This window comes from Flaviramulus basaltis (assembly GCF_900114265.1).
GTDB lineage: Bacteria > Bacteroidota > Bacteroidia > Flavobacteriales > Flavobacteriaceae > Flaviramulus > Flaviramulus basaltis.
In genome coordinates this window covers 1-24,794 of record NZ_FPKV01000003.1, presented here as the reverse complement: position 1 = coordinate 24,794, position 24,794 = coordinate 1, and the positions used below count along the sequence as shown (strand labels likewise).

At 30.3% G+C, this 24,794-nt stretch carries 20 protein-coding genes; 8 read left to right on the top strand and 12 right to left on the bottom strand.

All coding sequences use genetic code 11. The annotated features are described in order from the left end of the window. Positions 1–138: 138 nt before the first annotated feature. Positions 139–1,308, top strand: coding sequence for a helix-turn-helix domain-containing protein (locus BT151_RS12425; protein WP_072402677.1), 1,170 nt, complete (start codon positions 139–141; stop codon positions 1,306–1,308). An 8-nt stretch (positions 1,309–1,316) separates the two neighbouring features. On the opposite strand, the gene BT151_RS12420 is transcribed toward BT151_RS12425, so the two are convergent. Together BT151_RS12420 and alaS are read right to left on the bottom strand one after the other, a co-directional pair. After that, positions 1,317–2,261: a GSCFA domain-containing protein gene (locus BT151_RS12420; RefSeq protein WP_072402676.1), complete on the bottom strand. Its 945-nt coding sequence runs from the start codon at positions 2,259–2,261 to the stop codon at positions 1,317–1,319. A gap of 170 nt (positions 2,262–2,431) precedes the next feature. Further along, positions 2,432–5,044, bottom strand: a complete 2,613-nt coding sequence (gene alaS, locus BT151_RS12415) for an alanine--tRNA ligase (protein ID WP_072402675.1) — start codon at positions 5,042–5,044, stop codon at positions 2,432–2,434. A 152-nt stretch (positions 5,045–5,196) separates the two neighbouring features. On the opposite strand from alaS, the gene BT151_RS12410 reads away from it, so the two are divergent. The 5 genes from BT151_RS12410 (at position 5,197) to BT151_RS12390 (ending at position 8,474) form a co-directional block, all read left to right on the top strand. Continuing rightward, complete coding sequence (locus BT151_RS12410) at positions 5,197–6,168, top strand: M23 family metallopeptidase (RefSeq protein ID WP_072402674.1); 972 nt, start codon at positions 5,197–5,199, stop codon at positions 6,166–6,168. Next, positions 6,168–6,497 (top strand): MerR family transcriptional regulator, encoded by a 330-nt coding sequence (locus BT151_RS12405; RefSeq protein WP_072402673.1) that lies wholly within the window; start codon positions 6,168–6,170, stop codon positions 6,495–6,497. Before BT151_RS12410 ends, BT151_RS12405 begins: the two co-directional genes overlap by 1 nt. A gap of 92 nt (positions 6,498–6,589) precedes the next feature. Continuing rightward, positions 6,590–7,186, top strand: coding sequence for a LemA family protein (locus BT151_RS12400; RefSeq protein ID WP_072402672.1), 597 nt, complete (start codon positions 6,590–6,592; stop codon positions 7,184–7,186). A gap of 5 nt (positions 7,187–7,191) precedes the next feature. Beyond that, the gene (locus tag BT151_RS12395) at positions 7,192–7,629 is read left to right on the top strand and encodes a TPM domain-containing protein (protein WP_072402671.1); all 438 of its coding nucleotides are present in this window, start codon (positions 7,192–7,194) and stop codon (positions 7,627–7,629) included. An 8-nt stretch (positions 7,630–7,637) separates the two neighbouring features. After that, a complete protein-coding gene (locus BT151_RS12390) occupies positions 7,638–8,474 on the top strand; it encodes a TPM domain-containing protein (protein ID WP_072402670.1) in 837 nt (278 codons plus the stop codon). Positions 8,475–8,493: 19 nt separating this feature from the next. Here BT151_RS12390 and BT151_RS12385 read toward each other — a convergent pair whose 3' ends face one another. Both BT151_RS12385 and der read right to left on the bottom strand, forming a co-directional pair. Beyond that, on the bottom strand, positions 8,494–11,277 hold the full coding sequence (locus BT151_RS12385; RefSeq protein ID WP_072402669.1) for an outer membrane beta-barrel protein: 2,784 nt from the start codon (positions 11,275–11,277) through the stop codon (positions 8,494–8,496). A gap of 108 nt (positions 11,278–11,385) precedes the next feature. Beyond that, positions 11,386–12,690, bottom strand: a complete 1,305-nt coding sequence (gene der / locus BT151_RS12380; protein WP_072402668.1) for a ribosome biogenesis GTPase Der — start codon at positions 12,688–12,690, stop codon at positions 11,386–11,388. A gap of 167 nt (positions 12,691–12,857) precedes the next feature. On the opposite strand from der, the gene BT151_RS12375 reads away from it, so the two are divergent. After that, positions 12,858–13,367, top strand: coding sequence for a GTP-binding protein (locus tag BT151_RS12375; RefSeq protein WP_072402667.1), 510 nt, complete (start codon positions 12,858–12,860; stop codon positions 13,365–13,367). 148 nt (positions 13,368–13,515) lie between these two features. On the opposite strand, the gene era is transcribed toward BT151_RS12375, so the two are convergent. The 8 genes from era to BT151_RS12335 all read right to left on the bottom strand — a co-directional run bounded on the left by era (position 13,516) and on the right by BT151_RS12335 (position 24,279). Continuing rightward, complete coding sequence (gene era, locus BT151_RS12370; RefSeq protein ID WP_072402666.1) at positions 13,516–14,397, bottom strand: GTPase Era; 882 nt, start codon at positions 14,395–14,397, stop codon at positions 13,516–13,518. A 131-nt stretch (positions 14,398–14,528) separates the two neighbouring features. Beyond that, complete coding sequence (locus BT151_RS12365; protein ID WP_317041238.1) at positions 14,529–15,224, bottom strand: BamJ family beta-barrel-assembly machinery protein; 696 nt, start codon at positions 15,222–15,224, stop codon at positions 14,529–14,531. 128 nt (positions 15,225–15,352) lie between these two features. Then, a complete protein-coding gene (locus BT151_RS12360; RefSeq protein WP_072402664.1) occupies positions 15,353–16,777 on the bottom strand; it encodes an alpha-amylase family glycosyl hydrolase in 1,425 nt (474 codons plus the stop codon). Between the two features lie 15 nt (positions 16,778–16,792). Further along, entirely contained in the window at positions 16,793–18,715 is a 1,923-nt protein-coding gene (locus BT151_RS12355; protein ID WP_084647957.1) for a glycoside hydrolase family 13 protein, read from the bottom strand. Between the two features lie 11 nt (positions 18,716–18,726). Next, on the bottom strand, positions 18,727–21,033 hold the full coding sequence (locus BT151_RS12350; RefSeq protein WP_072402663.1) for a glycoside hydrolase family 65 protein: 2,307 nt from the start codon (positions 21,031–21,033) through the stop codon (positions 18,727–18,729). Positions 21,034–21,043: 10 nt separating this feature from the next. Further along, entirely contained in the window at positions 21,044–21,703 is a 660-nt protein-coding gene (pgmB, locus tag BT151_RS12345; protein ID WP_072402662.1) for a beta-phosphoglucomutase, read from the bottom strand. A gap of 7 nt (positions 21,704–21,710) precedes the next feature. Beyond that, positions 21,711–23,075: an MFS transporter gene (locus BT151_RS12340; protein WP_072402661.1), complete on the bottom strand. Its 1,365-nt coding sequence runs from the start codon at positions 23,073–23,075 to the stop codon at positions 21,711–21,713. A gap of 133 nt (positions 23,076–23,208) precedes the next feature. Further along, positions 23,209–24,279 carry a LacI family DNA-binding transcriptional regulator gene (locus BT151_RS12335; RefSeq protein ID WP_072402660.1) on the bottom strand — a complete coding sequence of 357 codons (1,071 nt, stop codon included), beginning with the start codon at positions 24,277–24,279 and terminating at the stop codon, positions 23,209–23,211. 246 nt (positions 24,280–24,525) lie between these two features. Here BT151_RS12335 and BT151_RS12325 point away from each other — a divergent pair. Then, positions 24,526–24,794 (top strand): carboxypeptidase-like regulatory domain-containing protein (locus BT151_RS12325; protein WP_143144304.1); only part of this gene is annotated, 269 nt, incomplete at its 3' end.

Here is a 24,794-nt window from a genome sequence, read left to right as displayed (position 1 = left end):
TCAAATCAGATTAAAAATAAATTTTCAATCTTGTATCTGTGTATCAACTGTATACAACAAAACCTCTCTATTTGGCAATTTTCAAAAAAGAAAAACCACCTTAATTCATTATTATTGTATAATAAACCCCTCTTTTAATTGATAGAACAATTTTTATTTTTATTTACTGGTATTATTGGTGTGGTTACTTTAGTGCTAATAATTACTTCTTATAAATCAAATCCATTTTATAACGCTTTTTTATTATTAATTATAATCATTGTTTCCTTTCGGTTTTTAGTTCATGGTAGCTTTGGGTTAGGTTTACAAACTCTTTTGTCACCAGATCAAAAACTTCCTTCTGTATTTTATTTAATCATTGCCCCTTGCTTTTATTTATATCATAAAAACCTTGTTTTTCAAAGTAAAGCATTCAACATTACCGATTTAAAACATGTTATTTTCTTAGTCTTTCTATATACAATAAATTCAAACACCTATTTAGCTCAAAGTTTCATATTTCACTACGGTTCATTAACCAATTTTGGTTTAGTAGTAATATTCTTGCTTTTTTATTTAACTTTGATTTACAGAGTATTAAGTAAAAACATATGGTTTAAAAAAGACTTACTTATAAATAACAGGCATTTCAAATTGGTTAAAAGTTGGACTATTTATTTGTTTACCTTAAATGTGTTAATGGGTATAACATTAATGGTCTCGATTTATAATGAAGTAAATACACAAGTTGGTCTTTCGGGAAAATCCATGGCCATGTTTTTGTTAGTATTTTGGTTATTTATCTTTTTTAAAATTTTAACTACCCCAGAAATTTTATATGGATTACCCATTCTTAATAAGAAAATTTTAAAGTTCAATTTGCCTGAAGAAGAAAATAACCTAATAGAAAAGCCAATTAATGATAATTGGGTTTTAGAAACATCCAGTCAAAAAAACTATCAAGATTTAAAATTACAAGAAAAAATTAATTCTAATATTCTTAGTTATACACAAGGAGTTGATAAATTAAGTAATGAAGGGCTTATTTTTAGAAACCCAAAAGCATCAGCCTTAGATGTTGCAAATAAATTAGGTTTACCAACAAGCCATATTGTATATTTATTTAAATACCATTCCAATATTTCCTTCTCGGAATACCGAATGCAGAGTAGAATACAAGATAGCATCAACTTAATAAAAATAGACTATTTAAAAACTAACACTTTAGAGTCTTTAGCATACAAAACAGGCTTTGCTTCCTATAATCCTTTTTTTAGTGCTTTCAAAAAAGTAACTACATTGTCTCCTCAAGATTATGTGAAATCATAATATGTATCTTAAAACTTTAAATGTGGAAATTCTTTTTTAAGCTGATTTTTTTTTTCCTTAAGATTAGTTAAAAAAATTTGATGTTGCTTACTTTTAATATTAAATGGCTTGTGCATTAATCCTTTTTGCACAACTTCAATACGCTGCATAATTTTAAAAGATGTATTAGATATCCAAGCCTCATGAAACTTATCCCAAATGTAATTTATAGCGGTTTGGTTGGGATGAATCATATCTTCTGCATAAAAACGATAATCGCGAAGTTCGTCCATCATAATTTCATACGATGGAAAATAAAGTAACTTATTATTTAATACTTGATGAATTGCAGATATTAAATGCGATTTACTTTGCATATTTTCTACAAACCCATCTTTTATGTGACGAACGGGTGATACTGTAAAAATAATTGATGCTTGAGAATTTACTTGATTAATTTTATCTATAATAGCTTGAAGTGAATCTACAATTTCCTTAACAGCAAGCAACTCTTTAGCAAATTGTTTTTGAGGCACTTTATGACAATTTGCAACAACTACATTTGTTTCTTTAAAGCGATATACCCAAGCTGTTCCTAAAGTAATAATAATGTGTGTTGATTTCTTTATTTGCTGATGTGTTAATTGAATTTGAGAATTCAATTCACTTAACAAATCATCTTTTGAATCATTACTTAATTTTGAATGCGCATCAAAACAATGCCATTGTTCATTATGAAAAAAGATATCTTTTTCTGTATATACTTTTTTATCAATAGTGTTAGTTATTAAAGTTTCAATGGCTTTAGGATGAAACAAAATACCAAAAGGATTTTGAAAATTTTGGAACTTAAAATAGTCTAATTTTTTACCAATATTATCTGAAAAACAAGACCCAATTAATAATATATTAGAATTATAGTCTATTTGATTTTTAGACTGTTTTTCTAATGGTATTTGAGTTCTGAAATTCATTTTTTGTAACATTTCTAGATATTAATCTACTAACTTGTTATCAATATAATTCTAATACTATTATGAAAAACAATAAAAATATTAAATCAACATCGTTAAAAGAAAAGCTTATAAAGTTTTATAAATGCGAATTAAAAACGTTTAATAGAATTTTAGGAATTAAATAAACCTTATTTCAAATAATCCTTAGCTTTTTCTAAAGCTTCATTAATTCCACTTGGGTTTTTACCTCCTGCAGTTGCGAAAAATGGTTGTCCGCCGCCGCCGCCTTGAATATACTTACCAAGTTCTCTAACTACTTGTCCTGCATTTAAACCTTTACTGGCAACTAATTCTTTAGAAATGTAACATGATAATAATGCTTTTCCATCATTTTCTGTTGCGAATAACAAGAATAGATTATCCGACTGACTTCCCAATTCAAAGGCAACATCTTTTAATCCACCAGCATCCAAATCTAGTTTTTTAGCTAAAAACTGAACGCCATTAATTTCTGTAAGTTCATTTTTAAGTTCTCCTTTTATATTTTTAGCCTTATCTTTTAATAAGGTTTCTATCTGCTTTTTTAAATCTGAGTTTTCATCTTGTAAATTTTGCAGCGCTTTTACTGGTTCTTGTGCATTGTTAAGTAATGCTTTCATTTCTGAATACGCACGGCTATTTTCAAAATAAAAATCTTTTGCAGCATCATTTGTAATCGCTTCAATACGACGTATTCCTGCAGCAACAGCTCCTTCTGATACTATTTTAAAATGCCAGATATCACTAGTATTATTAACATGTGTTCCTCCACAAAGCTCTATGGATTGTCCAAAACGAATAGCACGAACACTATCTCCGTATTTTTCACCAAACAAACTCATAGCTCCTTCTGCTATAGCTTCTTCTTTAGGTATATTACGTTTTTCAACTAATGGCAGTTTTTCAGCAATTCTTGCATTTACAAAACTCTCTACGTCGCTTAATTCTTCTGGAGATAATTTTGAAAAATGTGAAAAATCGAATCGTAAATATTTAGAATGAACAGCACTTCCTTTTTGTTCTACATGCGTTCCTAAAATTTCTCTTAAAGCTTGATGCAATAAATGTGTTGCGGTATGGTTACACTCGGTTCTATAACGTTGGTTTTCATCAACAACAGCTTTAAAACTTTCATTAATATGTTTTGGTAAATTTTTAGTAAAATGAATAATGACGTTATTCTCTTTTTTAGTGTCTAAAATATAAACCACATCACCGTGAGTATCTTCTAAATAGCCCTTATCTCCTACTTGCCCTCCGCCTTCTGGATAAAAAGGTGTTAAATTGAATACCAACTGATACATTTCACCATCCTTTTTAGAGGTTACTTTTCTATATCGAGTTATTTTTACATTAGCCTCAAGCGTGTCGTAGCCTATAAATTCTTCTTCAGCATCATCAGTTAAAATAGTCCAATCATCTGTACTCATTTCACTTGCCGCTCGCGATCTATTTTTTTGCTTTTGTAGTTGCTCATTAAATCCTTTTTCATCTAACTTTAAGCCTTTTTCAGATAAAATTAAAGCAGTTAAATCTATCGGAAAACCATACGTATCGTATAATTCGAAAGCTTTCTCACCTAAAACTGTATCACCTTTATTTTCTTCAACAATTCTATTTAAGAGAATTAAACCTTGGTCTAAAGTTCTTAAAAACGATTGCTCTTCTTCTTTAATTACATTTTTTACCAGTTGTTTTTGAGTTTTAATTTCTGGAAAAGCATCTCCCATTTTTGCACTTAAAACATCAACTAATTTGTAAATAAATGGTTCTTTTATATCTAAAAATGTAAATCCGTAACGCACAGCTCGACGCAATATTCTACGAATTACGTAACCTGCACCTGTATTACTTGGTAATTGTCCATCAGCTATTGAAAAAGCTACAGCACGAACGTGGTCTGAAATAACACGAATAGCAACATCTATCTTTTCATCTTTGCCATAATTTTTATTAGTAATGGTTTCAATTTCTCTAATAATTGGTGTAAAAACATCTGTATCGTAATTAGATTGAACGCCTTGTAAAACCATGCATAAACGCTCAAAACCCATACCGGTATCGATATGTTTATTTGGTAAACTTTCAAGACTTCCATTTGCCTTTCTGTTGTATTGCATGAAAACTAAGTTCCAAATTTCAACAACTTGCGGATGATCTTCATTAACTAAATCTTTACCTGAAATTTTTGCTTTTTCTTCTGCCGATCGGATATCAACATGTATTTCACTGCATGGTCCACATGGTCCTTGGTCACCCATTTCCCAAAAGTTATCCTTTTTGTTTCCTTTTAAAATACGGTCTTCTGCGATGTATTGTTTCCAAATATCATAAGCTTCAGTATCCATAGGTATACCATCTTCATCATCACCTTCAAAAACAGTGACGTACAAGATATCTTTATCAATACCAAAAACCTCCGTTAATAATTCCCAAGCCCAAGCTATAGCTTCTTTTTTAAAGTAATCTCCAAAACTCCAGTTACCCAACATTTCAAATAACGTGTGGTGATAAGTGTCGTAACCAACTTCTTCTAAATCGTTATGTTTACCTGAAACACGTAGGCATTTTTGCGAATCTGTAAGCCTATTATTTTTTGGCTGTGCATTGCCTAAAAAATATTCTTTAAAAGGCGCCATTCCCGAATTTACAAACATTAAGGTTGGATCGTCTTTAAGAACCATAGGTGCAGACTGAACTATACTGTGTTTTTTTTCTTCAAAAAAACTTAAAAATTGGGATCTAATATCTTGTGACTTCATTAACTTAAATAGTTACTGGATTGTTAAATTATATTAATTGCAAAACAATTTTTATATTTACTCGTTTATTTAAAGTTAAACTTTAAAACCAAGGTTTTAATTAATTGTAAATTGCTTTTAACATAAAGTGCAAAAATAGCATAAATTAGGAAATGAGTAAAGTAAAATATTATTACGATTCGGAGTCACTATCTTACAGAAAAATAGAGCGCAAAAAACGTACTACATTTAAATATGCAGGTATATTTATATTAGCATCTATTTTTTTCGCTTTTATATTCGTTTTTGTTGCCAGTCAATATGTTTCATCACCTAAAGAACGTGCTTTAAAAAGAGAATTACAAAACGCTCAATTACAGTTTGAATTACTTAATAAAAAGATGGGGCAAGCTGAAAATGTACTATCTAATATAGCTGATAGAGATAATAACATTTATCGTGTTTATTTTGAAGCAAACCCTATACCTGACGAACAACGTAGAGCTGGATTTGGCGGAATTAATAGATATAAAAACTTAGAAGGTTTCGATAATTCTAAATTAATAATTGAAAGCAATAAACGTATAGATATTTTACAAAAACAAATTGTAGTACAATCCAGATCATTAGATGAGATTGCTATACTTGCTGAAGAAAAAGAAAAATTATTGGCTGCCATTCCTGCTATTCAACCCGTAAGTAATGAAGATTTAACACGTATGGCTTCTGGTTATGGTATGCGATCAGACCCTTTTACAAAGGTTAGAAAAATGCATTGGGGTATGGACTTTACAGCTCCCAGAGGCACACCTGTTTATGCTAGTGGTGATGGTATTGTTGCTCGTGCAGATAGTAATTCTTCTGGATATGGTAATCATATAAGAATAGATCATGGTTATGGCTACACTAGTTTATATGCGCATTTGTACAAATACAATGTTAGAAAAAACCAAAAGGTTAAGCGTGGTGATTTAATTGGTTTCGTGGGTAGTACAGGACGTTCTGAAGGACCTCATTTACACTATGAAATATTTAAAGATGGTGATAAAATTAATCCTATAAATTTCTATTACGGTAGTTTAACTGCTGAAGAATTTAACAAACTATTGGAGCATGCTTCATTAGAAAACCAATCATTAGATTAATGCATATAGATTTACCTGAAAAACGTTATTACAGCATTGGCGAAGTGGCTAAGGCATTTGATGTTAACGCTTCTTTAATTCGTTTTTGGGAAAAAGAATTTGATGTACTTAAGCCAAAAAAAAACGCTAAAGGTAACCGTAAGTTTACACCAGAAGATATAAAAAATCTTAAATTTATTTACCATCTTGTGAAAGAGCGTGGTTTTACTCTTGAAGGTGCCAAAACTCATTTAAAAGAAGAAAAAAAGCAAGCCCTTAGTAATTTTGAAATTGTAAGTAAGCTTGAGGACATTAAAAATCAACTCATTAAAATAAAAGAACACCTCTAGTTTTTTTTATAAAGTCACTAAATATGTAACTTTTATAAATATAATGTGTCTAATAAACAATAATTAAAACAACATCTTTAAAACTAACTATCATGAAAAAATGGCTCATTCCAGTAATTATTATTGCAGTTATAGCATTTGCACTTTACTCTTGGGGTAAAGGGTTTAATAATACTGCTGTAAACCTTAATGAAAATGTTAAAGAATCTTGGGGAAATGTGCAAACATCTTACCAACGAAGAAATGACCTTATTGGTAATTTAGTAAATACTGTAAAAGGTGCTGCTGATTTTGAAAAAAGCACTCTAGAAGCTGTTATAAAAGCAAGAAGTGAGGCTACTAAAACCACTATTGACCCTTCTAATATTACTCCAGAACAATTAAAACAATTCAATCAAGCCCAAGGTGGACTAAGCAGTGCGCTTTCAAGATTATTAGTAACTGTAGAACGCTACCCGGAATTAAAAACTAATCAAAACTTTTTAAAACTACAAGACGAATTAACCAGCACAGAAAATACCATTCAAACTGCAAGAACACGATATAATGAGGCCATAAAACCTTATAATGTTCATGTAAATACATTTCCTAACTCTATACTTGCTGGTATGTTAAATTTTGATGAAAAACCTTATTTCGATGCTGAAGCTGGAGCTGAAAAACCTGTAAACGTCGATTTTTCAAACTAAAAATCATGTCTAAAATAGAAGATTTTCTATCTACCATAGAAGAACAGGAAATCATAGAAGCTATTAGATTAGCTGAAAAAAACACATCTGGTGAAATTCGTGTACACATAGAGAAAACAACAAAAACTGATGTTTTTAATCGTGCAATGGAAGTATTCCATAATTTAAAAATGGATAATACCAAACTTCAAAACGCTGTTTTAATTTATGTTGCTGTTAATGACAAAACCTTCGTTATATATGGTGACAAAGGAATAAATGATGTTGTTTCAAAAGATTTTTGGGATACCACAAAAGATGTTATGCAATCACATTTTAAATCTGGCAATTTCAAACAAGGTTTAATAGAAGGGATTTTAAAAGCAGGAGAAAAATTAGAAACTTATTTTCCTTGGGATCAAAGTGATGTTAATGAATTACCAAATGATATTTCTAAAGGTTAAATTTTAATATGAAGTACTCAATAAAAAATATAAAGTCATTAAAAATTCAAAGAAACCTTTATGTTTTTACTTTATTTATTGCATTAATATCATTCAATCTTTCTTTTGCTCAATATGATATTCCTAAAATCCCTGAAGAACAAACTAGTGTTTATGATAATGATATAAAATTATTATCACCTTCACAAAAAAATAATCTCGAACAAAAACTTATTAAATATTCTGATACAACCTCAACACAAATAGTTGTCGTAATAATAAGTACAACAAAAGGTGAAAACATAGGTTTATTAGCACCTAGATGGGCTCAAAAATGGGGTATTGGTCAAGCCAAGGAAGATAACGGTGTTTTTATTTTATTAGCAAGAGATGATAGGAAAATTTGGATTTCCCCAGGTTACGGTGTCGAGCATAAACTAACAGCAGGTATTACTGGTGAACTTATTAGAAATATTATAATTCCTGAATTTAAGAAAAACGATTATTATAGTGGTTTAGACAAAGGTAGTGATGCTATTTTTGAAATACTAAATGGCGAATATCAAGGTACTCGTAAATCTTCAAATAATGATGAATTTCCCATTGGCTTAATATTCATTCTCATTTTTATATTTATCATCATACTTATATCTATCTCTAAAAACAAACGTGGCGGTGGCAATAATAGAGGAAACAGAACTACAGGGTCTGATATTTTAGAAGCTATTATTTTAAGTAATATGGGCCGCGGTAATTACCGAAGAGGATCATCAAGCGGTTGGGGCGGAAGTTCTAGCGGTGGTGGTTTTGGAGGCGGTTTTGGAGGCGGTGGCTTCTCTGGTGGAGGCGCAGGTGGTAGTTGGTAATTATAGAGTTAAAATAAAATTAATCTACATAATAATGCCCATTCCCTTCAGTTTCGCCTTTTGTTCCTAAACTATTAAATTTCCAACTAAAATTAAGCATAAAATATTGGCGTAATACTGTACTTTGTGTGTCTTCAATATAGTCTTGTGTTGCTCTTCTTCTTGCATTTGTATTTTGATTAAGTAAATCATAAACTTTTAAACTAAGCGTTCCCTTATCCTTTAAAACAGAATAAGCTAAACTCGCATTCCAAAACCAAGCACTTTTTTGAAAACCATCAGCAATATTAGAGTTGTAATTGTAGGTGATATCATTTCGCCACTCGAAACCTTTTGGTAAGAAAAACGCTGTGTTTATATCTATATTATGAGAGGTGTAATTTCTATCATTAAAAGCTTCTATATCGTATTTATTATTTGTAAATGATATACGATATCTAGGTTTAACCTCAAAAACATCTTTCCAAATAAAATCCACACCTACATTTGGATTAAACCCAACACTTTTACTGGCATATTGAACATTATTGTTATAATTTATATTTTTTGAAAAATTTGTCCAATTCCCTATTTTAACTCTAATAGTCCTTAAAGAATCTATTTTAAAACTTTTACTGTAATCTAATCCAAAATAACCATTTTGGTTTCCATTAACATTATCATAAGTTGTAGTACGTTTTAATGTTTCTGGATCGACAATTGTTTTAGAAACAACAGCATTATTACTTTTTGTAAGGTTAGCATACATGTAAAATCCTGTTCTTTCTTGCCAATTGTAAGCATTAAAACCAACGTATAAATTATTTTCGTTAGTAGGTTCTAAATTTGGATTACCAACAATTGTGTTTAAAGGGTTTGAAACATCCTCAAAAGCTTGTAATTGACGTAAGGAAGGTGGTCTGTTTCTCAGTCTGTAGTTTGCATAAACAGATGCTTTTTTACTAAACTTGTAATTAAAATTAGATGACATTTCTATAGCTTTAAAATCTCTTTCTACATCAAATTGAGGTCTTAATCCATCTTTATTTTTTAAGGTTCTAAATATATAATCCATACCAAATCTTGCCGAAAATTTCTCATTTCTATAGCTTAATTGAACACCCGGAGAACTTTTTACATCTGTATAATTAAAGTCTGTACTTAAGGCTTCATTAAAACTATTATAAGTATTTGTTGTTTCATCAAAATCGTAAGTACTTTTAGTGTTTTCGTCTTTATTATATTGATATTCATATTCAAAATTCACAAAAAATTCTTTTGCTTTTATTGGCAATCTATAGGTTACATCTGTTGAAAAGTCATTGCTTTTTCTACTATCATCAGTAAACTGATTCCTTATAATAGTTTCAGGCGAAGTGCCAAAAACTTCTGAATTAGAGTTAATATAATCATCACTTTCATTTTTATTAAAACTATTATCTATTTCAAATTTTAAATAAGCTCCTTTATTACCAAACTTTTTTGTAGCACTAATTTCATTTGAAAAATTATTGAGTTTACTCTCTACAAAGGAATTTAATGATGATTGATTTGTAAGCGTTAAATTTTCATCTAAAGTTTCATCTTCACTAACATAATCTGTTGTTGTTTTTGAAAACGCAAACGAAGGTTTAACGTTTATCATGAAAGTAGTATCAATTTTTATTTCAAAATCGGTATTAATGGTATGACTTTGTGTATCATTACTTGAGGTTGAACGCGAATTTGAAAAATATCTAGAATCAGACAAAATAGTTTCTCTTTGAGAAGATTTATCATTTTCTGAATTACTTTTTGAATAAAAATAATCTGCTGCAACTTCTGTTTTCTCACCAAAATTATCAGCATAATTTGTGCCAGCCAGTTTTGAAGTTGTTATACCTTCTCCTCCTCCAAATTGTCGTCCATTAATACTAAAAGAACCGTTACTATTAAACCAAGTATTTTCGCCGCCTCCAAACATTTTTTCAATTTCCCCAAAACTAAAGCCTGGTGAATTTATGTTGTTGCCTCCTAATAAAACACTAACCCGTTGGTCGTTATCAAAACGGTTAAACATTCCTGCAAATTCATAACGTTTATCTGTGCCAACACCTGCTGCAACACGACCAAAAACACCTTTATTATTCTCTTCTTTTATAGTTAAGTTTATAGTTTTATTTTCGGTATCTCCTTCTTCTCCTGTAAAAGCTTCGCTCTTAGTTTTAGTATCTACAACTTGAATTTTTTCAATAATTTCTTTGGTTAAGTTTTTTGTGGTAATTGAAGGATCGTTACCAAAAAATGGCTTACCATTAACTAAAATTTTGTTAACCTCTTTACCATTTACTTTTATTTTACCTTCATCATCAATTTCAACACCTGGCAATTGCTTTAATAAATCTTCAACATTAGCATCTTTTTTTGTTTTAAAAGAACTTACGTTAAATTCTAAAGTATCTTTTTTAATAGTTACTGGCGCTGATGATTTAATTAAAACTTCATCTAAAGCATCTGTACTAACCTTAAGTTTAATATCTCCTATATTAATTTGGGTTTTGTTTATAGCTACTTGTTGCTTATAAGTTTGATATCCAACATAAGACACTAAAAGATTTAGATTTTCATCTGAAGTTTTATCTTCTAACTCAAAACCACCATCTTTATTAGAAATAGTATAAGTTACTAAGCTACTATCTTTTTTACGTTCTAAATAAACAGTTGCTGCTTCAAGAGGTGTTTGATCATCTTCTGAAACAATTTTACCTGTAATTTTAAAATCTTTTGATTGACTATAAGAGAATACGCAACTCAATAAAGTTGCAACAAAAATTAATTTGCGCATTAGTTGTTTTTGATTGATTAATATAGCTTATAAGTTAAAAACTCAACTCAAAAACGAAAATACGGAAGCAATAGTGTTAATTTACTTAAAAATTTCTTAAAATTTAATCTATTTCTTACGCATATAAACACTAACTGGAACGCCAGTGAAGTCAAAATTTTCTCGAAGTTTGTTTTCTAAAAAGCGTTTATATGGATCTTTTACATACTGTGGAAGATTACAGAAAAATGCAAATTGTGGTTGCGGTGTTGGCAATTGCATTACGTATTTAATCTTAACGTATTTAGCTTTGTAAGCTGGTGGTCCGTAACCTTCAATTATTGGTAACATCACTTCGTTAAGTTTACTTGTTTTAATTTTTTTGGTTCTATTTTTATAAACCTCAACAGCAGTTTCAATAGCTTTAAAAATACGTTGCTTTGTTAATACCGAAATAAATATTACAGGAACATCTGTGAAAGGTTCCATTTGTTTTTTTATGGCTTTTTCGTATTCTTTAACAGATTTGTGGTCTTTCTCAACTAAGTCCCATTTATTAACTAGAATAACAATACCTTTTCTGTTGCGCTCTGCCAACCAAAATATATTTTGAACTTGCCCATCAAAACCTCTAGTAGCGTCTAAAACTATAAGACAAACATCACTATGTTCTATAGCACGAACACTTCGCATAACTGAGTAAAATTCTAAATCTTCTTTTACTTTAGATTTTCTTCTAATTCCTGCAGTATCTACCAAGTTAAATTCAAAACCAAAACGGTTGTATTTAGTATCAATAGAATCTCGTGTTGTTCCTGCTACGTCGGTTACAATATATCTATTTTCACCTATTAAAGCATTTATAAAAGAAGATTTTCCTGCATTTGGTCTACCAACTACTGCAAATCGAGGTAATATCTCTTCAACAACTTCTTCTTTTTCTGGTAAAGCTTCAATTAAGGCATCAAGTAATTCTCCTGTTCCGCTTCCATTTATACTTGCAATAGTATAATACTCACCTAAACCTAATGAATAAAACTCTACAGCATCTTTAGCACGTGTGCCATTATCAACTTTATTAACTACTAAAAATACAGGCTTATTTACTTTACGCAACAATTCTGCTACGTCTTCATCCATTCCTGTTACGCCATCCTCAACATCAACCATGAAAATAATGGCATCAGCTTCGTCAATTGCTAACTCAACCTGCTTATCAATTTCTGCTTCAAAAACATCATCACTTCCTAAAACATATCCACCAGTATCGATAAGTGAAAATTCTTTTCCGTTCCAGTCACTTTTTCCATAATGACGATCTCTAGTAACACCACTTACTGCATCAACAATTGCTTCACGTCTTTGAATTAAACGATTAAAAAATGTTGACTTCCCTACATTTGGTCTTCCTACTATGGCTACTATATTACTCATAATTTTGTCTTGTAAAACAGCTTTACACTGATGAATTGTATTTCTATTTAGAAATATTTTGCAAAAATAGGAAATCTACACGACGCAAAGTCGTTTTTTTATAAAGATTGATAGATTTCTTCTTTAAATAAAAATTAGTAATTTACTGTGCCTAAATAAAGTATTAGATGCCACTAAGTAATGATATTGTTTTGCGACCTCGTTTTAAAATTGAAATACCTAGGTATAACGAAGCGATTTTAAGTGATTTTCAAAATGCTAAAGCCACACAATCTGAATTTATTGTTGTTAGAGTTGAAGAGCACGTTTTTATAAGATTTCCAAAAGATAAACAACATTTTTGGTCGCCACAGTTACATTTAGAAATACATAAAATTAATGAGAACTCCAGTTCTATAAAGGGTTTATTTGGCCCTAACCCAACAGTGTGGACACTTTTTATGTTTCTTCACTTTTTAATTGGATGTTTGTTTATTGCTTTTGGTATTTGGACTTATACAAATTGGTCACTCGAACAAAATTTAACTATACCAGCTGGTTTAACTATTTTAATGGTACTTTTTTGGGTAACCTTATATTTTGTTGGAAGTTACGGAAAAGCTACTAGTATAAATGATATGCGTTTACTAAACGATTTTATACACAATATTTTAGAAATTGAAAAAAGCCCTAATTGAAAAAGAAGAAGACCAATTAAAGCTTTTTAAAAACTAACTAACTCAAAACACAGCCAATAAACTAATTTGACTTATGCAAATATTGAATTATTATATTAACTAATTGTTACCTAATTAAAAAGATACTATTAGATTTTAAATCAAGATATTAATTATTATAACCAAAGCGTTTTAACTGGTTTTGATTACTTCTCCAATTTTTATTAACCTTAACATACAATTCTAAATGAATTTGTTTTCCGAAGAACTTTTCTAAATCTTTTCTTGCTTCAACACCTACACGTTTTAATGCGCTTCCTTTATGCCCAATTATGATGCCCTTTTGCGTTTCTCGTTCAACCATAATTACCGAACGAATTCTAATAATTTTTTCTTCTTCAAAAAACTCTTCAGTGTCCACTTCTACAGCATAAGGAATTTCTTTTTTGTAATGAAGAAGAATTTTTTCTCGTATTGTTTCGTTTATAAAAAAGCGTTCTGGCTTATCTGTTAACTGATCTTTTGGATAAAAAGGTTGTGAATCAGGAATTAATTCAATAATTCTATCAAAAACTTCCTTTACCTGAAAACCTTCTAATGCAGAAATAGGAATAATTTCAGCATTGGGTACTTTTTTAGCCCAAAGTTGTACTTGAGTTTCTAACTGCTCTTGATCGGACTTATCAATTTTATTTAATAATAATAAAACTGGAATTTTAGAGCTTGTTATTTTTTTAAAAAAGGCTTCATCTTTTAATTCTTGCTCACCAATTTCAACCATATAAATTAAAACATCGGCATCTTCAAAAGCAGATTTAACAAATCCCATCATAGATTCTTGAAGCTCGTATGCTGGCTTTATAATACCTGGAGTATCACTTAAAACAACTTGAAAATCATCACCATTTACAATACCTAAAATTCTATGTCTTGTAGTTTGAGCTTTTGAAGTAATAATTGATAATTTCTCTCCTACAAAGGCATTCATCAAGGTTGACTTACCTACATTTGGATTTCCTATAATATTTACAAAACCTGCTTTATGGTTCATTTTATTTTATATTTAATATGCTGCAAAGTTACAATCTTGATTGGTTTATTCTAGTAAAAACATCATAAACAAAAAAAGCAGGAAGTTAAACTTCCTGCTTTTTTAATATTACTTATAAAAGTTAATTTTAACTACTCAACTATTTCTAATAATTCTACATCAAAAATTAATGCTGAATTAGGGGTAATTACTCCTCCTGGTCTTGGGTTAGCTCCATAAGCTAAATCACTTGGAATGAAAAATTTATATTTAGATCCTACAGGCATTAATTGTAATCCTTCAGTCCAACCTTTTATAACTTGAGTTACTCCAAATTCTGCAGGTGTTCCTCTATCTACTGAACTATCGAACACAGTACCATTAATTAAAGTTCCGTGATAATGTACTTTTACCTTAGATGCTGTAGTTGGTTTTGCTCCTGTTCCTTCTTTTAAAACTATGTATTGTAAACCACTTTCAGTTGTTACAACACCATCTTTAGTTTTATTTTCAGCTAAAAATTTATCTCCTGCTTCTTTATTGGCTTTAGCTTCTTCTTGACTTTTAGCCATGTCTGCTTGTTGCTTTTTTTGGAAGTAAGCTCTAACTAGCTGTTGTGCTTTTGCTTCATCAATCATAATATCTGTAGAATCTGAAGCGTTTACAAACCCTTGAATAAACAAGTCGTTATCAAACTCATCAAAACTCTTTTTTACATTTTTAGCTACATCCAACCCAATAGCATAACTAACTGAGTCTAACTCTGTTTTTAATGGTTTTTTTGAAACACCATTATTGTTACATGCCACTACTAGTAAAACCAATGTTACTAGACTTAAAAATTTCATAATTTTCATTTATTTTTATTTATAGATTTTATGTTACTGCCAAAAGTAGCAAATTTATTTTCAGTAAAAAAAGAAAAGCCTTCTAGAATATCTAGAAGACTTTTTTTTGAATTAGTCACTTAATTAATTTACCTAATTAATATTTTATAATCCCAAGGATTAAGTTCTAAAGTATCTCCTTTTAACTCTATTGGAGTGTTAGTCATATAATCTAAAAACTTTCCTTTTGGAGGACTAATTTTATCTAATTCATTTGAAAAATTCCCTATAAAAAATATGGTTTGGTCACCTTTAGTTCTTTCAAACATTAAAATATTTTCTTCAGAATTTAAACGCTTATATGCTGCTGCTTTTTTCCCGCCATTCAATGCTGAGTTAGAGTTTTTAAGTTCCCCTAATTTTTTTAGAACTTCAAAATATTCGCCTCTTGTTTTTGGTATAGAATCCTTTTCAAAAAACTTCAACCTATAATCCATATCATATTCTTGCCCATTATAAATTAACGGCATACCTGGCATAGCGTAAGTTAATGCTGTGAAAATCTCCTTGTTATTTGGCATACGTTCTTTAAGTGTTCCACTCCATGAATTTTCATCATGATTGGTAACAAAATTCATATTGATATCATCATCTTGTAATGTGGAATCAATTTTAACCATATACTTATCAAAATCCTTTACAGACTTTTCTCCTTTAGCAATGTCGTTAAAAATATGATGTGCTTCCCAAGCGTAATGCATATCAAAAGCTTTAACAAGTAAATCTGGTTGTTCTGCTTCAGCTAACATAAATACAGGCTTTATTTTTTCTAATTCTTCGGTTACTTTTTCAAAGAAATCAACTGGAACTTTATGTGCGACATCCATTCTATAACCGTCAATATTTGCTACATTTAACCAATATTTTAAATCGGATATCATTTCATTACGCATATCCTCTTTATCATAATTCAAATCTGCTACATCTGTCCAACCCCAAGACTTTCCTGTATCAGGATTAATAGGATCTATAATTTCACCTTTGTCGTTTTGTGTATACCATTCTGGGTGTTCTGTAATCCAAGGATGGTCCCAACCTGTATGATTTGGAACCCAATCTACAATAACATAAATACCGTTTTTGTGAGCTGTAGCAACTAAATTTTTAAAATCTTCTAAGGTTCCAAATTCAGGATTTATAGCCTTATAATCGGAAACCGAATAATAGCTTCCTAAGTATTTTGCACGTTCTTCTTCATCATCAATATCGCTTGTAAAAGAACCGTCTGTTGCTTTTCTTTTTATTTCAGAAATAGGATTAATTGGCATCACCCAAATTATTTTAACTCCTAATTCTTTTAAAACAGATATATCTTTTGCAAAAGCATTAAATGTGCCTTCTGGTGAATATTGACGAATATTAGCTTCGTAAATTACGGCATTCTCCATCATATCTGGAGATACAGGTGCAATTTCTAAAGTCGTTTCATCATTTGTTTTTTCTACTTTTTGTTCTTTTTTACATGAGTAAAAACTTAGTAGTAAGACAAAAAATAGAGCTATTAATTTTTTCATAATTTATGTGTGTATTTAAATTTTTGTAGTTAATAAAATGCTTCCTCTTTCCTTTAATTCGATACTATTTTTCCAGATAAAATCTTCGCCTGTAATCACGTTTTTGAAGGTTTTATCTTGTAAACCTATTTCGTTATAGCGTTTTAAATCTATAGTTATTGGTTCTTCATTTTTGTTAAGTATTAAAACCACAACTTCATCTTCTAATATTCTAAATAAAAAGTAAGTTCCCATAAATGGGGCAAAATGAATTGTTTTTCCCTCATGTATAGCTTTACTCTCTTTTCTATAACTCAATACTTTTTTAAGAAAAGATTGCATGTCTTTTTGTGCTTCGGCTAAGTTTTCTCCAGTAAAAGCATTTACAGTATCACCTTGCCAACCTCCAGGAAAATCGCCTCGCAATAAACCATGGTCGCCAGGTTTATCAAAATCGTTCATTAAAATTTCGGTACCATAATATATTTGAGGCGTTCTTGGTAAAGTAAGTATGTAATTTAACGCCATTTTTGTGTTTGGAATATCGCCTTTTAGCTGAGTAAAAATGCGACTCATATCATGATTATCTGGAAAAGCCATAATGTCTTTTGGTCTTGTATATGCAAAATCGTTAGCCAAACCATTATACATTCTCATTAAACCTCCATCAAAAGACTCCGCTTCATTAAGCGCCTGACTTATGTTAGATTGCATTGCAAAATCCATTGTAGACCTTAGATTAGAATCATATCCATCATTATTTTCATGACCATCTTGCCAATAACCAATTAATAATGGATTACTACTCCATTCTTCTCCTACAATGTTGAAGTTTGGATATTCGGTCATTATTGCTCCAGCCCAATTACTCATAAAGTCTTTATCGGGATAAGGATATGTATCTTGACGAATACCACCTAATTCTAATGTCTCTACCCACCAAATACTATTTTGTATTAAATATTTAGCTAAATATGGATTTTTCTGATTTAAATCTGGCATTGTTGGCACAAACCAACCTTGAGTCATATCGTCTTTATCTCTTTGCGACGCATATAAATCTTGGTTTGTAGTACGACGATGGTTTGAATTATTTAATGGTTTATTATCTTCAAAGGCTTCTTGCTGATTTACCCAATCATTAAATGGTAAATCTTTCATCCACCAATGTTCTACACCACAATGATTCGCCACTTGATCCATAATAAGCTTAATACCTTTTTGCTGTCCTTTTTTAGATAATTCTTTGTACTCTTCTAAAGTTCCAAAACGAGGATCAACTTGATAAAAATCGGTCATGGCATAACCATGATACGAAGCTTCCGGCATATCGTTAGTTAATAAAGGACAAGGCCAAACTGCCGTGAAACCCATATCGCTTATATAATCTAAATGGTTTGTAATACCTTTTATATCGCCACCATGTCGTCCATAATCATTGTTTCTATCAATCGTTTTTTCTAATAGATTTGTGTTTACATCGTTTGATTCGTCTCCATTTGCAAAACGGTCTGGTGTAATTAAATAAATCGCATCACTACTATTAAAACCAATATAATCTTCGGCTGGCTTTACTCTAGATTTTAACTCGTACGTCTGAATTAAATCCTCTTTATTTCCCTGCTTAAAAATGATATTAAATTTACCTTCTTTTGTGTTTTTGGCAATATTTAAATCAATAAACAAATAGTTTGGACTATCTGCTTTATTAACTTTTTCTATTGAAACACCGGCATAAGAAATACTTGGTACAGCTTCTGAAATATTTGGATGTTTAACTAAAAGTTGTAACTCTGAGTCTTTAAAGCCAACCCACCAATTTCCAGGTTCTACACGTTCAATATCATGACTTTCAACTACTATAGATGGTTTATTATTTATAGTTAAATCATCTTGTTTTTTACACGATACATTAATAGCAATTATACCTAAAACGTATAAACTGATTAATTTTTTCATAACTATTTTTTTTAAATGGTTACCAAATTATCAGGCGTAATAGTTAGCATTTTACTATTAACAGATATTTGCAAAGAATCTGTTCCTTCTAGTTGAAAATGAGTTTGATTTTTAGAAACATTAACCTTTAAAATCTGATTTCTAAAATTCACTTTAAATGAATATTCTTTCCACTGTTCTGGTATTTTAGGTTCAAAATATAAAGTGTTATTTTTTACACGCATACCACCAAAACCTTCAACAATACTCATCCAAGTTCCTGCCATAGATGTAATATGCAAACCTTCGTGTACTTCATGGTTATAATCATCAAGATCTAATCTAGAGGTACGTAAATAAAAAGTATAGGCCTGTTCCATTCTACCTAATTTAGCTGCTTGAATGCTATGAACACAAGGTGACAATGAACTTTCGTGAACAGTAAATGGTTCGTAAAAATCGAAATGACGTTCTAATTCTTCATTTGTAAATTCGTCTTCAAAAAAGTAAAATCCTTGTAAAGTATCAGCTTGTTTTATATAAGGAGAACGTAAAATTCTGTCCCAACTCCATTTTTGATTAATTGGTCGTTGAGAATTATCTAAATCTGTAACCTTTATTAGTTCTTTATCTAAAAATCCGTCTTGTTGAAGATAAACATTATGCTTTTCTGAAAACGGAAAATACATATTATCTGCTACTTTTTTCCAATCATTTAATTCAGGAGTTGATAGATTTACTTTATCCATTATACGCTTATAATCTGCTGGATATTCAACCTTTATTTTTTGAATATTCTCCAATGCATAATTGATACACCATTTAGCTATATAATTGGTATAAAAATTATTATTAACATTGTTTTCATATTCATTTGGCCCTGTAACTCCTAGAATAACATATTTGTTTTTATCTGCTGAAAACGTAGCACGTTGTTGCCAAAAACGAGCAATTCCTATTAACACTTCTAATCCTTTTTCTGGAATATAACTGTAATCTCCTGTGTATTTGTAATAATTATAAACCGCAAAAGCAATAGCGCCATTTCTATGGATTTCCTCAAAAGTAATTTCCCATTCGTTATGACATTCTTCACCATTCATGGTTACCATTGGATATAAAGCGGCACCGTTTGAAAAACCTAATTTCTCAGCATTTTCAATAGCTTTATCCAAATGATTATATCGATATTCTAAAAGACTTCTAGCAACTTTTTGGTCTTTAGTTGCCATGTAAAATGGTATACAATATGCTTCTGTATCCCAATACGTACTTCCTCCGTATTTCTCACCAGTAAATCCTTTTGGACCAATATTTAATCTTGAATCTTTCCCTAAATAAGTCTGGTTTAACTGAAAAATATTAAATCGAATACCTTGTTGTGCTTTTACATCACCTTCTATTGTAATATCAGACATACTCCAGATAGTTTCCCAAGCTTGTTTTTGATCTTCTAATAGTTGACTAAACCCTTTTTCTGTAGCTGTTTCTAAAACACGTTTTGCTACTGAAACTAATTGTGATTTATCATGATTTCTATCTACAGTATAACCACCAAACTTATGAATAGCATACGTTTCACCTTGTTTTACATGATGCGAATAACTAAATATTGACACATTAGAATCCGCTTGAATGTTAGGCTCAATTAAAACAGATTTTCCATTAATAAAAACTTGAGATTCCATGAATGTACAGGTATAAAAATCTGTTTTCATGGTTTTAGCTTCAATAAATGCTTGGTTATTTTTGTGACTCACATTTAAAGTGTCCCAAAACTTGTCATCCCAATTGGTATCTTCATTAGTAATTCCCGAATCTATATAAGGTTGAAAAACAATTTCTGCATCACTATTTATTGGTGTGACTTCATATTTAATTGCTCCAATTTCATCTAAATCTAAACTTAAAAACCGTTTAGTTTTAACTTCAACTTTTATGTCGTTTTTAAGAATCGCTTTAAAACTTCTAGACAACCAACCTTTTTTCATGTTAAGTTCTCTTCTAAAATTTTCTATTTTTTTACAGGTAAATAAATCCAAAGACTCTCCATTAACTTGAATATTAATTCCTATCCAATTTGGCGCATTTAATACTTTAGCAAAGTATTCTGGATATCCATTTTTCCACCAACCCACACGTGTTTTATCTGGATAATAAACACCCGCAATATAGCTTCCTTGAAAAGTTGAGCCAGAGTATTCTTCTTCAAAATTAGCACGTTGTCCCATGGCTCCATTACCAATGCTAAATAAACTTTCGGATGACTTAACACGATTTACATCAAAGCCTTCTTCAATAATTGACCAATTGTCTGGTTTTATATAATCTTGATTCATTTTTTTAATATTATTTTTCTGAAAGAAATTTTTCGAAGAAATTCTTAGGGATTTCAGTTAAGTTATTAAAATTATAATCTGCTTCATTAAGAGTGTCTTCATCTCCAATTCCTACTGAAGTCATATTTGCTTTATTAGCGGCTTCAACACCAGCAATGGCATCTTCAAAAACAATACATTTTTCTGGTGAAAGATTAAGTTTTTCTGCACCTATTAAAAACACTTCTGGATCTGGCTTTGCTTTAGACACACTATTCCCATCAACAATTGCTTTAAATCGATCAAACAAATTAACTTGCTTTAAGATTAAAGGTGCGTTTTTACTAGCCGAACCTAACACATAACTAATACCTAAGTCATCTAAATTATCTAATAATTTTTCGGCTCCAGGAAGTATTTCTTCTGGTCCCATTTTAGTTATGTAGTTTAGATAATCTTCATTTTTACTAACTAGATATTCTTGTTTTTTACTTTCGGATAAACTTACATTTCCTATACTAAGTAAAATTTCTAATGATCTAACACGACTTACACCTTTTAATAATTCGTTATGAGCTTCTGTAAACTCAAAACCTAAATCATCAGCAAGATTTTTCCAAGCCAAAAAATGATATTTTGCAGTGTCTACAATAACACCGTCTAAATCGAATATAACTCCTATTTTATTCATTAATTAATTATGATTGATATGAAATTGCAGATTTATTAGTAATTAAAAGATTACATAAACCTGCAATTATTAAACTTATTCCAGCTACTGTCATAGCGTTTATAGCTTTGTCTCCTAATAATCCTGACACAAAATTGATTCCTCCAAGCGCAGCAATAATTTGAGGAATTACTATAAACATATTGAAAATACCCATAAACATGCCCATTTTTTTTGGATCAACAGAGCTAGATAACATGGCATAAGGCATTGAAAGTATACTACCCCAAGCTAAACCAATTAGTACAAAACAGTACTTTAAATTTTCGGGAGACGCGTAATACATTAAAATAAATCCTAAACCACCCAGAAATAAAGAAAACATATGTACATATTTTCTATTAATTTTTCTTTTTGAAGTATATAGCACTAATAATAAAGCAAATACCATTGAAGATAATCCGTAAATACCCATGGCAGAACCTACTAAATTTGATGATTTCTGGAAGGCTGTATTCGCTGAGTTAAAAGCTGATACTTCAACCGCATTACTCATATCATAAAGAGATTGAATTGGAGCGGCTGTATTATAAACATGCTCTGTAAGTGCTGGATTTGCTAAACTCCACATCGTAAAAAAAGCGAACCATGAAAAAAACTGAATCACGCCCAATTTTTTCATAGTTGTAGGCATATTGCCTATATTATTTAGAATATCTGGAATGAACTGATTTTTCTTTGATTTTTCTTTTTTAAACTCTTCCATATCCTCAGGCGGATATTCAGATGTCGTAAAAACTGTGTAAAGAATACTTATTAAAAATACAAAAGCTCCAATAGCAAAAGCTACTTTAACTGAGTTTGGAATAATTCCAGAAGCAGCAGAATCACTTACACCTAGTTGTGAAACTAACCAAGGTAAATTACTGGCAACCCAAGTTCCTATTCCAATCACAAGTGTTTGTACAACAAAACCGTATGTACGTTGAGATTCGGTTAATTTATCTGCAACTAATGCCCTAAATGGTTCCATTGAAACATTTATAGAGGCATCAAGAATCCATAAAAACCCTGCAGCAACCCAAAGCGCTGGAGAATATGGCACAAAAAATAATGCAATAGAACTTAAAACAGCTCCTATTAAAAAATAAGGGCGGCGGCGGCCTAAACGAGAATGCCAAGTTCTATCACTCAAATAACCTATTATTGGTTGTACGAGTAATCCTGTTAAAGGTGCAGCAATCCATAATAATGGAATAGCATCTTTTTCTGCTCCAAGCGTTTGAAAAATACGAGACATAAAGCCTCCTTGTAGTGCAAAACCAAATTGAATTCCTAGAAAACCGAAACTCATGTTCCAAATTTCCCAGAAACTAAGAATGCGCTTTTTCATTAAATAGTATGTGTTAAATTAATACTATTTGATAAGCGATATTACTTACCAAAACTTATTATGAGAAGTGAAAATATAAGTTTTGATTTGTTTGCAAATATATAAAAGATTTTAACTTTTTCTAAAAAATATTTTATTTGGTAGATTCTCTTTCAATAATTTCGGTTTCAATGATTATTGTTTTGAAATTTTCATTCCTTTCATTTTCATCAGTATAATCCAGACTTTCGTCTTCTTCTAGCTCTAATCTATCTATAAGTAAATCTGCGGATTGCTCTCCAATTTTTTGACCATGTTGACTTACCGTTGTTAAACTTGGTGTAGCATGTTTAGATAACACACCATCTGTAAATCCAATAACTTGTATATCATCAGGTATACTTAAACCTAGTTTTCTTGCTACTTTCATAGCGGTTACAGCATACAATTCGTTTACAGCAAAAACACCATCAATTTTATTATTAGATTTAAAAAATTGTTCAATTTCATTTTCTAAATCCTCTAAATCTTCGTCCACTAGACTATCATCTATTTTTAAAATCAAATTAGAATCAGGCACTATTTTGCTAGCTTCAAGAGCTTCTAAATAGCCTTGAGTTCTTAATTTACCAACACTTACATAATCCATAGTTGTTATTAGAGCAATGTTTTTAGATCCTTTTTCAATAAGCATATTTACAGCTTTTATAGAACCTTTATAATCATCAACAATTACTTTATCACATTTTATTTCATTTACAACTCTGTCAAACATAACAATAGGCATCCCTTGATTTATAGTAGCATTAAAATGATGATAATCTTGTTTAAGTAATGTTTCTTTAGAAATTGATAAAATAAACCCATCAATACTACCATTTGCGAGCATTTCCATATTGATAATTTCTTTGGTAAATGACTCGTTTGACAATCCTACAATAACGTTGTAACCTCGCTTATTAGCTACTAATTCTATACCTCGAATAACCGTTGAAAAGAAATGATGTACTATTTCAGGGATTAAAATTCCAATAGTTTTTGTTTTCCTATTTTTTAAACTTAAGGCAATATTATTAGGTCTGTAATTATATAATTTTGCAAAAGCTTGTATTTTTTGAGTAGTATCTTCACTAATTTCTTTACTACCACTTAAAGCTTTTGAAACTGTTGATATTGAGACATCTAATTCTCGTGCTATTTGCTTTAAAGTTATCTTTCGTTTCATTGTTTAAAATTTACTTCTAAGAATACTTTTTAATTGGATTTAACAAAGATATCACATTATTCCCTATTGATTGGTTTATGTGTTTTTATCATTAATAGTGTTAAAAAATGAAAAGTTGTCAACACGAAAACGTTTTCGCTACGAATTTCGTAAAATCTAATTATTCCTTTACAATTTCTTTACATAGATTTGGTATGAGAAGTGAAAATATAAACTGACTAAACACATTTAATTAAACTAATTTTTATGAAAAAAAACACTAAACGATTACTGTTTTTTATGCTTATTTTGCCTGTTTTTTTATTCGGCCAAAATACGCTTAAAGGAACAGTAACAGAACAATCCACCTCCATACCACTTCCTGGGGTTAATGTTGTGATAAAGGGAACAGCCACAGGCACATCATCAGACTTTGATGGGAACTACCAAATTGAAGTTAAAAATGGAGATATTATTGTCTTTACTTACGTGGGTTATCAAGCCAAAGAAATCACTTATAATGGACAATCTACTTT